The 12,861-nt window shown below is 53.5% G+C and carries 15 protein-coding genes and 1 tRNA gene; 7 read left to right on the top strand and 9 right to left on the bottom strand.

Translation table 11 applies throughout. The features are described 5' to 3' along the window. The first annotated feature begins 43 nt into the window (after positions 1-43). Both QW772_04990 and QW772_04985 read left to right on the top strand, forming a co-directional pair. Entirely contained in the window at positions 44-442 is a 399-nt protein-coding gene (locus tag QW772_04990; GenBank protein MEM0038262.1) for a cupin domain-containing protein, read from the top strand. 100 nt (positions 443-542) lie between these two features. Then, positions 543-941 carry an NAD(P)-dependent oxidoreductase gene (locus QW772_04985; GenBank protein ID MEM0038261.1) on the top strand — a complete coding sequence of 133 codons (399 nt, stop codon included), beginning with the start codon at positions 543-545 and terminating at the stop codon, positions 939-941. Positions 942-978: 37 nt separating this feature from the next. On the opposite strand, the gene QW772_04980 is transcribed toward QW772_04985, so the two are convergent. The 4 genes from QW772_04980 to QW772_04965 form a co-directional block, all read right to left on the bottom strand. Further along, entirely contained in the window at positions 979-1,140 is a 162-nt protein-coding gene (locus QW772_04980; protein MEM0038260.1) for a hypothetical protein, read from the bottom strand. 783 nt (positions 1,141-1,923) lie between these two features. Further along, entirely contained in the window at positions 1,924-2,784 is an 861-nt protein-coding gene (locus tag QW772_04975) for a transposase (GenBank protein ID MEM0038259.1), read from the bottom strand. Between the two features lie 125 nt (positions 2,785-2,909). Next, entirely contained in the window at positions 2,910-3,020 is a 111-nt protein-coding gene (locus tag QW772_04970; protein ID MEM0038258.1) for an aldehyde ferredoxin oxidoreductase C-terminal domain-containing protein, read from the bottom strand. Then, positions 3,013-4,773 carry an aldehyde ferredoxin oxidoreductase C-terminal domain-containing protein gene (locus QW772_04965; protein ID MEM0038257.1) on the bottom strand — a complete coding sequence of 587 codons (1,761 nt, stop codon included), beginning with the start codon at positions 4,771-4,773 and terminating at the stop codon, positions 3,013-3,015. The genes QW772_04970 and QW772_04965 overlap by 8 nt, the downstream gene beginning before the upstream one ends. 211 nt (positions 4,774-4,984) lie before the next feature. On the opposite strand from QW772_04965, the gene QW772_04960 reads away from it, so the two are divergent. Together QW772_04960 and QW772_04955 are read left to right on the top strand one after the other, a co-directional pair. After that, entirely contained in the window at positions 4,985-5,875 is an 891-nt protein-coding gene (locus QW772_04960; GenBank protein ID MEM0038256.1) for a hypothetical protein, read from the top strand. A gap of 299 nt (positions 5,876-6,174) precedes the next feature. Continuing rightward, positions 6,175-6,474, top strand: coding sequence for a hypothetical protein (locus tag QW772_04955; protein ID MEM0038255.1), 300 nt, complete (start codon positions 6,175-6,177; stop codon positions 6,472-6,474). Here the strand turns inward: QW772_04955 and QW772_04950 are convergent. Together QW772_04950 and QW772_04945 are read right to left on the bottom strand one after the other, a co-directional pair. Beyond that, positions 6,466-7,029: an NUDIX hydrolase gene (locus tag QW772_04950; GenBank protein ID MEM0038254.1), complete on the bottom strand. Its 564-nt coding sequence runs from the start codon at positions 7,027-7,029 to the stop codon at positions 6,466-6,468. The genes QW772_04955 and QW772_04950 overlap by 9 nt on opposite strands. Before the next feature lie 181 nt (positions 7,030-7,210). Further along, on the bottom strand, positions 7,211-9,154 hold the full coding sequence (locus tag QW772_04945; GenBank protein ID MEM0038253.1) for a hypothetical protein: 1,944 nt from the start codon (positions 9,152-9,154) through the stop codon (positions 7,211-7,213). A 183-nt stretch (positions 9,155-9,337) separates the two neighbouring features. Between QW772_04945 and QW772_04940 the strand changes: the two genes are divergently transcribed. After that, positions 9,338-9,649 (top strand): hypothetical protein, encoded by a 312-nt coding sequence (locus QW772_04940; GenBank protein MEM0038252.1) that lies wholly within the window; start codon positions 9,338-9,340, stop codon positions 9,647-9,649. 51 nt (positions 9,650-9,700) lie between these two features. On the opposite strand, the gene QW772_04935 is transcribed toward QW772_04940, so the two are convergent. The 3 genes from QW772_04935 to QW772_04925 form a co-directional block, all read right to left on the bottom strand. After that, positions 9,701-10,237 carry a hypothetical protein gene (locus QW772_04935; protein MEM0038251.1) on the bottom strand — a complete coding sequence of 179 codons (537 nt, stop codon included), beginning with the start codon at positions 10,235-10,237 and terminating at the stop codon, positions 9,701-9,703. A gap of 179 nt (positions 10,238-10,416) precedes the next feature. Further along, positions 10,417-10,494, bottom strand: a tRNA-Val gene (locus QW772_04930). Positions 10,495-10,766: 272 nt separating this feature from the next. Beyond that, positions 10,767-12,155, bottom strand: coding sequence for an ATPase domain-containing protein (locus QW772_04925; protein MEM0038250.1), 1,389 nt, complete (start codon positions 12,153-12,155; stop codon positions 10,767-10,769). 215 nt (positions 12,156-12,370) lie between these two features. Here QW772_04925 and QW772_04920 point away from each other — a divergent pair, with 215 nt between their 5' ends. Both QW772_04920 and QW772_04915 read left to right on the top strand, forming a co-directional pair. Continuing rightward, positions 12,371-12,664, top strand: a complete 294-nt coding sequence (locus QW772_04920) for a 50S ribosomal protein L44e (protein MEM0038249.1) — start codon at positions 12,371-12,373, stop codon at positions 12,662-12,664. Continuing rightward, on the top strand, positions 12,661-12,861 hold the full coding sequence (locus QW772_04915) for a 30S ribosomal protein S27e (protein ID MEM0038248.1): 201 nt from the start codon (positions 12,661-12,663) through the stop codon (positions 12,859-12,861). Before QW772_04920 ends, QW772_04915 begins: the two co-directional genes overlap by 4 nt.

Here is a 12,861-nt window from a genome sequence, read left to right as displayed (position 1 = left end):
AGGCATTAAAACATAAATTAAGGCTTACGACACGATCCATTATGTGGTGTGCCAGGAATTGGTGGCGTTCGTCTTGAGAAGGGACTCGGTCGAGGTCGAAACCTTTCCAGGGGTTAGGAGGAGGGTGCTGGCATGCGGGTCCAACATGTTACTGACGGAGAACACGTACCTCAGGGGGTCTGAAGTCCCTCGACATGTCCATGACGACCTTGAACAGGTTAACTACATAGTAGTTGGAAAGGTTCTCGTGGGGATTGGAGACAAGGAGTATCTCTTCAACAGCGGTGACTCATACATAGTCCCGAAGGGGGTGGTCCATTGGCTGAAAGCCCTTGAGGACGCAGTGGCGGTTGAGGTATTCTCTCCACCGCACCCCGTCTTCTCGAAGGATTTGGAACGCGTAGCAAGGAGCGTAGTGCCGGGTCGATGCACTAAGGCCTAACTCCGCCTCCACTCAACAATTCTTTCGCCTACATATCTCCAGCAACGCCTCATACAGCAATGCCTTTGTGAGGGCTCTCCTGTACTCCGCAGACCCCCTTATGTCAGTTATGGGGCTAATCTCATCAATAGCTAGAGATGTAAGCCTCTCGATTGCAGGTGGATCCAGCCTCGTTCCGACCAACGTCTACATAGTGAATACGTCCAGAGGCCCTCTGATAGACGAGGAAGCGCTGTACAAGGCCCTGAAGGAGGGATGGATAGCCGGGGCAGCGCTTGACGTGTTCGAAGTCGAGCCCCTACCGCCCGACAACCCACTCCTTAAACTTGACAACGTAATACTGACACCCCATATAGCCTGGTTTACTGAGGAAGCCCTCCAAAGACTCGAGTACACAGCGGTCGAGGAAGCCATAAGGATATTGAAGGGAGAGCTACCTAAGAACCTAGTCAACAAGGACGTCCTTAAGGTCTTAGAACTCAGGAAAGCCGGAACGTAATCCTGTAGGTTAAATCCTGATACATCGTCGCGGATTTTTAATCCACAGCGGGTCCGTGGATCGTGTCCGAATCCTTCAACACATACCCTCTTCTCACTAACACGACGTCATCGCCTTCCTCCACAATACCGTCCTCGACTGCTTTAAGGTATCCGGCCAGAGAGGCAGCACCGGCCGGCTCCACACCAACCCCCCTCAACCCTTACCAGCATCTTCATAGACCTAACCCGCACCGCCCTACCTGAGGAGGCAGTCGCAAGGATTGCAGGTCTCGTCAGCGGTTTAGATAGGCTGAGCGACGTGAGGGAGTTAACGCGGGAGTTAGCCACTACACCCAAGGGGTGAAGCGTGGGGCAACCTCCACCAAGCAGGAGCACGGCGGCGAGTCGGTCTACCAAACCACGCACTAGATCACACACTAAGTTAGGAACCCTAACGTAATGACGCCGTAGGCAAGGGACTAGGTCAAGTCAGTCCATAAGGACTCAAGAACCGTGTGTGATTCTCCATACGAAGAATTGAAGGCTTCTCCATACCTAGAATTAGGTGAGCTCTCGTGGAATACGTCACGAGGAACGCGCGGAGGGAGTGGTTCATCAGCTGGTTCATTGGTTGGTGTACTGGTTGATGCACTTGCTTCGGGATCTTAACTTAATGGTGTGTTGGCTGTTTGTCTTAGGTCATTTAACCTTTATGTGGTTCTGTTTTCCGGCTTGGTTTAAGGTTTGTTCGGGGTTTCGTTCTCTTTATGGTTCTCTATGTAGGGTCTCTATTGAGGCAATGGTGTTGTGGGTTAACTTCACCGGAGTGTAGTTAAGTGCGTATTAACTACACCAACAGCCACCCGAGAACCAGGACTTCCGGTCCAACCCACCGGAAGTGGGGAAGGAAGGCCGGGCCAACCACATACTATATATGAAGAAAGCCAACAAATTAAAAACAGGCAATCACGGCCTACGCGTGAACTGACCTCCTCCCCGCCCTAAAGTGCGAGGGTTCTGGGGAGGTTTGGAGCTACATTCCCAGTTTTAGGGTTCAGTTCTACGCCTGGTCTCAGGCGCATTACCCCTACCCCGTGTAGAACGGGGCTTGGGGATATGGTTCTTGTTTTGAGTAGTATGTTGTATGCTCCCACTAGGTCTGCGTTGAATACTTTGTTGTGTTTGTAGCATTTCAGCAGTCCTCTGTATACTCTTCTGTGGTCTTGGTTCTTCGCTTTGCATAGTGGGCAGGTAGTGGATGTATTCTCTTCGCTGACAAACTTCGCTCTGATACTGTACTCTTCTCCAACCTCGGCAATCCTCATCAACAGATATCTATACGTCCATGTGTGAACAACTTCGAAGTTTACCTTAGAGCTTTTATTACTGTTCTGAGCTACGTACTTCGGATAGCCAACTATCACTCTTGATACTCCTCTCCAGTACAACCACTCCATAATGTTCCTCACAGCCCAGTTTATGTAGTTCCTGATCTGTTTTCTCCACTTCTTGTACATTCTCCTAAACCTCCTAGAAGTTCTCAGCCCATACCTGTTCAAGATGGATTGATAGTCCGCTATCTTCTTCCTCCAGTAGAAGCTAGTGCTCTTCAAAGGTCTACCCGAAACGAGTAGAGCTGAATCATCCTCCACGTAAACAGCGAGAAGATCGTTAATACCGATATCTACTCCAGCGATCCTATCTCCTAGAGGTTTCATTGGGACCTTAGCCCATTTCTCCTTAACCAGCTTCTCGGATACCTCGAACGCTACGTGTATGTACCACTTCCTTTCATCGCTGTCGTAGCGTACCTCAGCCCTACCCTGCTTACCTATAACGTTTACCCTACCGATGTACCTCACTCTGATGCTCCCAATTGCTCCAAGACCCTTAATTACAATGTAGCAATATATAAAGTTTAGACCACAGACAGGTGGACTCTCGAATTGATTTACTGAAAAATCAATGGTGCTTCACGTTGAGGGCTTCAGCGGCAACAGCACAGTAACTCCTTCAGGCCGAGCCTCTCAAGGGTCTCGTGGTGAGGCATCCCGGTCTTCTCGCTCCAGCCCATGAGTCTGTAGTACTCCTTAACCATCCACCTGACGTGCTTCCTTATGTCCTTGTCTTTGGCGGGGCCGGCTACGGGGGGGTTCCAGGAACCTCGGCCCTACGTCGGCCACGTCGTCCTCGGGCTTCAGACCCAGCCTCACGTTGAGGACCCTCTCAAGGTTTACGACCCTCTCACCGACCTCGAGTGCTTTCTCCTTAGTGAGTTTCATCCCCGTCGCGGCCTCGACGGCCTCCGCCTCAAACCCTAGGGAGCCGGGCACGCCCCAGTCAGCGAACCAGCATATTCCTATACTATCCACCCAGTTCTTCTTGAGCTGCGTGTCCCTAACCGCCTTAGGCTTCAGCCTCCAGTCGAAGGGGTCTTGATATGTTGGGTAGCCTATGTCCGGCTCGGTCGCCCACGCGTCCACGCCGGGGGCGGGCCAGCTGTACCCACCGCCAATTAACTGCCCGAGCAGTATTGCCCACGTGAACCGCCAGTCGTGGAGGTTTATCCCGGTCCCCTTGACGTGGACCGCGAGGTCCTCAGCCCCCACGGCCTCGGCAGCCCTCTTCGGACCTAAGGAGAGGAGGTAACCTATGAATCCCTCCCTCCTCGCAGCCTTAATCAGCAGTTCCTCAACTAACTTCGGGTCACCCCACCTAAGCTCGATCCCACCCAACTCCTCCTTACCCACCCTCCCCTTCAGGTAAGCCTCTATGAGGACGGCTATCGTGGAGCCTATGGTGCTCGTCTCGAACCCCAGCCTGTCCGCAAGCTCTATTAAGTGGAATATCGCGCCCGGCTCGTAGATCCCGAGCAGGGAGGACACGCCCTCCAGGTTCTCACCGCCGCCGGCAGGTGTTGCGATGACCCCCTTATACGGTCCTTCAGTCACCTCGACCTCGTAGGAGCACGCTATAGGGCATGCGAAGCAGGCCTTCGGAGTGTACTTGAACTTGGACATCCCCTTAGCGAACTCCGGCGAGCTCACGTCAGAGAGGTTCTTGTCGGAGACCAAGTAGTTCTGCTTCGTGTAGGCGTACTCGGTGCGGGGGAGGCCGCCCCTCGCGAGGGCGTTAACGACGTCGCTCTTCCAGAGATTCTCACTCCACAGTCTCGCAACCTCCCTCAACCTCTCAGGGTCCTTGACAGGTATCTTCCCGTTGCCGTGAACCGCGATAGCCTTAACCTTCTTGGAGCCCATCACAGCACCGACGCCTGAGTGAGCGAAGGAGTGGTGCTTGTCGTTCCAGATGCCGGCGCCGGTGCACATGTTCTCCCCCGCAGGCCCGATCGCGGCCACGCTGACCTTAGCCGGCTCCAAACCCAACTCACTCTTAACGAGGTCCTCCGTCTCGTGAGTGTCTCTGCCCCAGAGCTTGGAGGCGTCCCTCAACTCGACCTCGCCATCATGAATCCAGATGTAAACTGGGTCCTTGGAGGCGCCGAGCAGCACGAGACCGTCGAAGCCGGCCATCTTTAGGTAGGGCCCGAAGAATCCGTGGGTGTGCGACGCAGCAGTCGTGTACCACGTGTCACCATTTATAGTGACGGCGGTAGTGTTGTTACCGCACGGAACGGGAAGTCCTGTGAGCGGCCCCGTCATGAATATCAGCGGGTTGCGGGGGTCGAAAGGCGACACGTCTGAGTGCGGCCCCAGCAACCTATGGAGGTACCACAGTCCAAGCCCCTTACCGCCCACAAACCTCTCCAGAACCTCCTGATCTGGAGTCGGCTCGTACCATACCCTACCCTTAGCTAGGTTGACTATTAGAACCTTGCCTACGTAACCCACGATTTCACCGACACAAAGAAAATCACTACAAGGTTTATAAATATCAACAAATTGTTTGACGTTTCTCAAGCACAGGCTCGCTGGATCTCCTAAAGACTTTTGGGTGGGGCGCTGAAAAAAGCGAGTGTACTCAATGAAGCCGTACTGCCCTCATTGCAAGGAGTCTCGAGACACATTTAACTCTTTAGCATGTCTATTTTAGGGGTGTGGTTTGAACGGGTTCGACATCGCTTTAACGTTCTTCCTGGTCTTCATCGCGTTACTGACCCTGACGCCTTTCGCGGTGCGTGTGAGTAATTCCAGGGCGGCCTCAGCGGTTAGGAGCTCGGTTCGATTCTTCGATGACGGTATCTTGCTGGCTAAGCCCATGGAGGTTGAGTTCGGCCTTCTGAAGGCTCGCGGCTACTACAGCAGGGGTTACCACATCACCACGGAGTTCTTCAGACGCAGTAGCGCCTTGGTAGACAGAATCACCTACAGTGACCTGTGTAGCGACACATACCTCCTAGCAACTGACAGTAGAGGTGTTGGGTATCTGATAGCTCCAGGGGTTAGGATTGCCTCGCGTGAGGGAAGGAACGTCATCATAATGTGTATGGATCCGTCGAAAATTCCGAAACTCAGTAAGTCGATTGAGATTACCGAAAGTCAAACCAGCGTTAGGTCTGAGGTGGAGTTGAAGGACGGCAGGTACGTGGTTAAAGCCTCATGGGCTGTCAGCACCCCCGGTCAGTGGGGGGTTCTCTACGATGAGAAAAAAGGGGTCTACACCATCACTACAACGCCTGAGGTAAGGGGTAGAGTGAGGGGCGCTGCGGTTAAACTGTGTGCTAGGCCTCAGCAAGCCCTAGCGGTCGAGATATGTGACACCGTTCTTGAGGTCAGGAGACCTGGCGAGGAGGTGGTGAGGGAGTTAAGCAACCTGCAGGAGAGGAAAGTGGTCGTAGAGCATCTCAACCTGATTAACTTGTCCAGGTTGGCAAAATCGGTGGGGATAACTACCTACCCACACATTTCAGGGTATGCGAATGGGATGGTTAGGGTTAAGCTCGTTCTCGACATCCCTCTGGCGAGGAACGTGGTCAGGGAAGAGGTGATCTGATTTTAATCCACAACTACGGGATCGTAGGCCCTCTGCACTTACCTCGCAGCGTCGCTGAGCGGCGTGCGCGGCGGCATAAGCTAAGCAACGCGATGGGGTTGCCGACATCTACGGCGAAACCCATGTTAACTTTCTCTCAATATATAAGCGTTCTAGAGCATGTGATGTTTAGGTAGGAGAATGCTAGGGAATTGCCCGTACCTCGATGAGGACTCTCCGCGGACTGCACGTCCTCACCGCCGGGTTGGGGATGAGCGAGGTGTTCGGATTCAGCGCGTTGACTTGCGGAGAGGTTTGAGTTGAGGAGCGGTGTTGAGGTGTCTGTTGCGTGTGTGCTCCACACCCTCATAATGATCGGGCTGTGGTCCTGGTGGGAGTCGTATAAGGCACACGTAGATTGGAGTAAGAGGGATGTTGTGTTCCCGCTCCCGTTCTACGTTGCCTGGTGGCCTAACTGGTTCATAGTTGATTTATGCACCCTGCTGATAATCGCTTCCTCGCTCACCCTCCTAGCACTCTACATGACTGAGGTAGTGGAGAATGCCAGACTCCGCCGTATCCTAGGGGCCTCCTCGCATGCGGGTAGTGAATCAGGTTAAAGCTTGCTGACCTACCCGGCGGGCCGCGCTCAAGGTCTTGAGTAGCAGGATCGCAAGCAATGTCTTGGCGTCCGTGTGCTCGGATTTAAGCAGGGCTTCAACCGCTTCATCGACGCTTAGCTCTACAGTCCTTATGAGCTCGCCCGGCTCCGGCGACGCCCCCACGAACCTGAGCTTCTTGGCCAGGAATACGTGAAGCACTTCATCGCTGTAGCCGGGGGCCGTGTAGACCGACGCCAGCTTAACCACCTCCTCAGCATCATACCCGACCTCCTCCCTCAACTCCCTCCTCACGGCGTCCACGAGATCCTCCCCCTCCTCAACCCTCCCAGCAGGAACCTCGAGAACCCAGTTGTTAACAGACACTCTGAACTGACTTATGAGCACCACGCTGCCATCGTCTTTGACAGGCAGAATCGCCACCGCCTCACCGAACCTCACAACGTCCTTCAAAACCACCTTACCCCCATGGAGGTAGGTTCTCTGGATCAGCTTAACCCTCCTGCCCACGCATAGGGTCGACTCATCGATGAGCACTAACTCGCCGTCACGCACGACACCACACCATCCACAGTATAAGTATACGCAAAACGCGCCATTAAAATTGAGATGAGGGGTTTAAACAGCAAGCGGCGGGTTGATCCTGCACGCCAGCCTTCTGCAGACCTCAAAAGATCCGCCGCCACCCTAACGCACTTGATTGACTCTCCAGCAAGAGGTCCGGGGGTGAGGTTCTTCAGTGCGGATCATGCCGGGTATTTAGCTTCACCACCATTATCCAAGGTGTTTCGCTACTCACCGGCTCCACGCTCTTGACGCAACCTATTGTAGAAGCGTCCACATAGGTGGACGCTATGACTGCCTCGCCCACCCCCAGCCTACCGAGTATGTCACACACGGTCGTGTTCTTTAATTCGCCCACCGGGCCTCGAATCCATATTAATTGCTGGGGGTTCGGGTTCCTGATGGCGAGGTGGACGTACCTGGCTATGGAGTTGTCGGCTATGATGACTCTATCCCCTACACCCACGTTCTTGAAGTACTCGTAAGTCTTAAGGTATTCTCGATCCGGTGGGGCGGGCGTCATTATGTCTGGGAACTCCCTCAGAGCTCTCGTGTAAGTGCCCATGAGGTTGTAGCCGTACGCGAAACCCACACTCGGGAGCGCCAATACGATCGTGTACGCAACCACCGCCCTCCAGTCCCTTAACGCCTCAACAACTCCTACCGCAGTCAGGGTGGTTACAAGTGGGGCTGCCCCCATCAGGAACCTGTACCATGTTGTAACGCTTGAGTATGGCGCTATAAGTGGTGAGACCCCCGCCGTGAAGAGCGTCAGCACCGCCGTCCCAGCGTATGTCCTCCACCGTCTGGTCAGGGCGATCATGACAAACGGTAGTGTGAGACCGTACCCAGCCACGAGATATGAGAGTGCCTGGCTCTGCGCCTCCAGTCCAGTGCTGACCAGCCCTACCGGCAGGGCGCCGACCACCGTGCTGATGGTGTAGGGCCTCCTCCAGTACCAGATCTCGAGCAGGGCGTTGGCTACCGCCCCAACCGCACCGGCGATCATCCCGGGCGGCCACCCCCCATTCGCAGACCTATACAGTAGCGTGAGAGACAGCGTGAAACCTACGAGACCCGTGACCTCATGGCTCAGCCCGCATGCGGTGAGCAACGTCGCGGCGAGGATCACGCATCGCAGGCGTCTCGCTGGTTCAACGGTCTCGAGGGTCAGGACGGCTGCAAGCATCATCACCGCGCCGAGTAGCTGTCTATGGTACTGGTATGAGTGCATCAGGTTCAGTATGTAGAGTGAGGTCAGCGCGCCGGCCAGTAGCCCGGCCCTCCACCCTGTTCTGTATACCTTCATCGTCGCGAGTGCTGAGAGCCCCGCCATTATCGCGTAGGCGACGCTGGGGTAGATTTTGAAGACGGTCCACGCATCGCTCACGAGTGTGAATGGCGCCAGCACCATGTTCAGAAGTGGTGGGATGTTCCTCATTGAACCCATCCAGTAGTAGCTCGTGAAGGGGTTGAGCCTCTCCATGAAGTCCATGAGGTGAGCGGCGTGCTCCGGTGTGTCCCAACCTATCAGCCACTCCCACCAACGTACCTCAACGATGAATCTGAAGCAGAAGGCAAACAACCCCGATAGTGCCGCGATCACCCAAGCCCTCCCATCAAGCAGGGAGTTAAACCTTATCCACAGCCCCCCGAGTTTATTCCAAACCTCACACAACCTGGGCCTCTCCGAGAACTCCAGAGGTCCGCCGAGGAGGGCGTGGATAGTGGTTGATGCGGAAAGTATCGCGGAACCTGAGAGCACAAGCCCTGAGGCGAGGAAGCCCTCCATGGAGTAGTGCTCACCTACAAGGGCGCCGAAGTACCCGAATATGCTGTAGGAGTTGATGTACAGACTTAAGACCCTGCCGACAACCACCTGAACCCCGCCCGCAATGCTGACCACCAAGCTCGACGCGATGGACCGGCCTCGGTAAGTCTTGAGCTCGAGATATAGGGAGTAGAGTGAGAGGAGGACGGCCGCCCAAACCATGTAGTCGTAGGTGACCCTGCGTGTTGCGAACGGGTTGTGGAAGAGACCTCCATACACCATCAACGCAACACCCAGGTATGAGGCAACCGCGCTAATGAAGCCTCTTAATCTAGCGGAAGTCAATTCCCCAACCCTCGACGGATTTCTGACAACGCGTCCCTCAAGCCTTCACAGGTCTGGTCAGAGCTGGAGGGGATAGAGCTCAACACCAGCAGCCACATCCAACATATTATTGAGCCGAGATATAAACCTTAATAGTCCTCGAAGCATTCAGGTCGCCTCCCCTATGACCTGGTGGTCTACGATTTGGCGCCCTCCCCGCTACGGGGGTTCAGGAAGCGTTTTCTTAAGATGTTTTTAGGGAGAAGATCTACAGGCTTCAAGCCGTTTTTAATCCTAGGTGGTGAGCCTATACGTTGCGGGAGCTCTGGACGGTTATGGTGGTGGTGCTCCAAGTCGCCTGGGGATGACTTCCCAGCTGTGGATGTGAGCTCTGTGTCGCTGGGCTCGACAGTCAATCATGAACCCACGGGGATATCAAAAGTCTCTGGATATATAATCAACGAATATCTAGGGGCAGACAGCGTGTTAAGCCTCGTGAGGGGATTCATGAGTTAGCTCCTGATCGTCGTCACCCCCTCACTGCAGACGCTCCTACAGGCCATTACGTCAGGAGAGGACAGCTCCTTGCACGTCAGGCCGAGTGTGGCTCACGATAGCATTCGCCAGCTCACCCAACTTACCGACTTCCGCCTCCGGATCTCTGAGTGAGACGCAACCGACAACATCATACCCCCACTTACTCAGGAGCCCCCTCAGCCTGGATGAGTAATCCACACCTAGGTCTGCGGTGGTTATGCAGTACGTCCTTGCCCTGATTACGTTGCTGTACTTCACTATGAAGGCGGTTATTGGTGGTGGGGGACGTCCCCACCAGATGGGAGTCGCTATGACCACTGAATCATATCGCGTCGGATCAAAGTTCTCGACACCGCGAATCTCAACAATTACGTTGGCGAGAGTCTCATATAGGATCCTTGGGTTAGCGTGGAGAAACCCGCTAAAATACTCCCTCGCAGGGCTGACCGCAAACGAATCAACTGACACACCCCTCTCACGCAGAGTCTGCGAGAGGAGCTCCACCGCCCTCCTAGTCCTTCCGGTCTTGCTGTAGAAGACCGTGGCAACACGTAACGAACTCCTCATAAGCCCTCAAAATAGAGACGTTGGCGAGGGAGCTAATATACTTCAACAACACATGACCCGCGAGGATATTCGGCAGGAGCTGTGGTAACCTGTTCTATACTGTGATGAGGATTAAGAATCGTTACTACCTCATATAAGGTCATCCACGTGGGATCATGCAAGAATTTGATTAGGGTTGGTGGTGGGCCCGCGGGGACTCGAACCCCGGACCTCCGCCGTGTGAGGGCGGCGTCCTAACCAGGCTAGACGACGGGCCCCCTCAATAGAATCACCACTAACCTTTAAAGCTTTTAGCCCACTAGTTATCGCTCACCCAAGACTTCATGCATTGGATCGGGCGTGGATTGTAGCGCATAGGACCCATTTCCGTAGCGTTAGGTAAAGCTGCAACAGATGTTATTCAGCCATGATTCTAGGATTTGAGATCTGCTAAGACTTTACAACGCCCTTTACCTCACTGTAGGACACATATATCACTACAAGTTCGTCAATGGTCCCCAGGAACTAGGGGCTCGAGATTTAAGAGCGACTACTTAATTATTCTCTGGAAGTATTCTCTGACTGATCCCACAACCTCGTTTAAATCCAGTCTGTAGATATTAGGGGGACTGCCGTGCTTCCATGCGTATATGTATATATCCACGCTGTCCTCCTTAATCTTGTAGTAAAGCCTCAGCACCAAGTCGCAGGTGGATGTGATGAAGTTCTGAATTTTAGGTTCGACGTACGAGTGAGTGATTATCGTGAGCACGCCCATCGACTTGAGTAACTGAAGAGCATTAAATACTCCAGCGATGCTCGTTGCTAAATCCTCAGTAGCTAGCAGAGTGTACAACGCATTCACCCCGTGCAGGATCAAGGCATTCGGCTTATACGTTGTGATGAGGTTGGTTAAATGCAACCAGATCTCGCTGAGGGGCATTGAGTAGGGGTTTATGTGTTCAACAGTGATTAAGTGCTTCGACAAAAAGTTGTTGACCTCCACTTCATTAAACTTCAGCTCTTGAGTCACCATTCCCTTAAGCGTCTCCACAACGCGGTAAGGGGTTTCGGTGAAGGATATGATCAAAGCTCTTAAGTCGTACCTTAATGCGATATCGATCATGAAGTATAGTGGTGTGTATATCCTAGCGTCGGGCGGGTGTTGATAAACGACAACCCCGTCGACCGGCAGTTTTTCAATGAAACCCCTCAAAACCGGCGCCCTGACTTCGTAGTACTCAAGGCGTTTCCCTGGCTTCCTCTGCATCTGTGGGATGAGAACCTCTATACCCTTCCCTTCGACGATGTGGAACGGTATCTCGACGAACTGCAACGGCGACTCGCGAGCTTTCCTGATCTCGATAACCCTGCTTAACAGCCCTCTCTCCACCCTACGTTTTAAGATCAGGATGGCGTCAGCCACGAACTCTATCGCGCCCAGCTCTACCCTCTCCTCACCCACTGGGATCTCAGCTACCAACACTCCAAGCCCGCTCGTCACCTGAGGCAGGTTGTAGAAGTAGTTCTGAAGCCAAGCCCTCTTATCAACTCCCTCCATACCCTCCAGTAAAGTGTTGATTGGATCTATCACGACCACCTTAGGGCTCATGCCAGCCACGTAACTGTTGATGTGCTCGATTGCATACTCAAGACTCTTAATCACCGGCATCCTTAAGAAGGAATACAGGCCCTTAGCCTCGATTTCGTTGAAATCCATTCCAAGACTCCTCGCGACTCTGAGGAGCTTCTCCTTAGTTTCCTGAAATGATACGTAAAGACACTTATTCCCCCTTACAGCGTTTGAGTAACATATCACTGACGCAAGCGTTGTCTTACCGGTGCCTGGATGACCAGCCACTACCAGCAAGGTACCTGGACGGACGACCTCTTTAAGGGCTTCGTCGAGCCCCTCAACCCCGAGTCTGTACTGCTCCATGAATCTCCCTCAAAACTTACCCGCACTCTAACACTATGCTTCATTTTTTAAAAAAAAAGTCCTATATAAATGTTTTGCTTTGCCTGAAATCGCGGGGAACCCCGCAAAACTTTTAACTCTAGCTGTTACTAGCTCCAGCCTGGCGGATTTCCGAAAGCAAAAACTTAAATTGCTCCGAGGTCTACACCACTTAGTGATGAGTGGAGGTGCTGTGAGTGAGGATTCCTAAGTCCCTGAACACCTACTGTCCGCGGTGCAGGAAGCACACGCAGCATTCAGTAGCTATATATAAGGCGGGTAAGAGGAGGTCCCTCGCCGAGGGTCAGAGGAGGTACGATAGGAAGAATGAGGGCTACGGCAGTAAGAGGAAGCCAGAGCAGAAGAGGCTCGCCAAGACCACTAAGAAGGTGGTGCTCAAGCTTAAGTGCAGTGTATGCGGGTTCATTACCCATAGGAGGGGTGTGAGGCTTAAGAAGGCTGAGATGGGTGAGGTGGTCAGTAAGGCATGAGCGGGAAGAGAAGAATCCTAATACCGATGCCTAGAACCAAGTTCATCAAGATTAAGTGCCCTTCATGCGGTAACGAGCAGGCGGTCTTTGACTACGCTACATTCCCCGTCAGATGCCTCATCTGCGGAACTCAGATAGTGCAGCCGACTGGCGGTAAGGCTAGACTGCTGGGCGAGTCTGTCAAGATCCTGAGTTGA

Source organism: Zestosphaera sp., assembly GCA_038727705.1.
In the GTDB taxonomy this organism is placed as follows: domain Archaea; phylum Thermoproteota; class Thermoprotei_A; order Sulfolobales; family NBVN01; genus Zestomicrobium.
The sequence above is the reverse complement of the archived record's forward strand: the minus strand, read 5'-3'. Positions and strand labels throughout refer to the sequence as shown.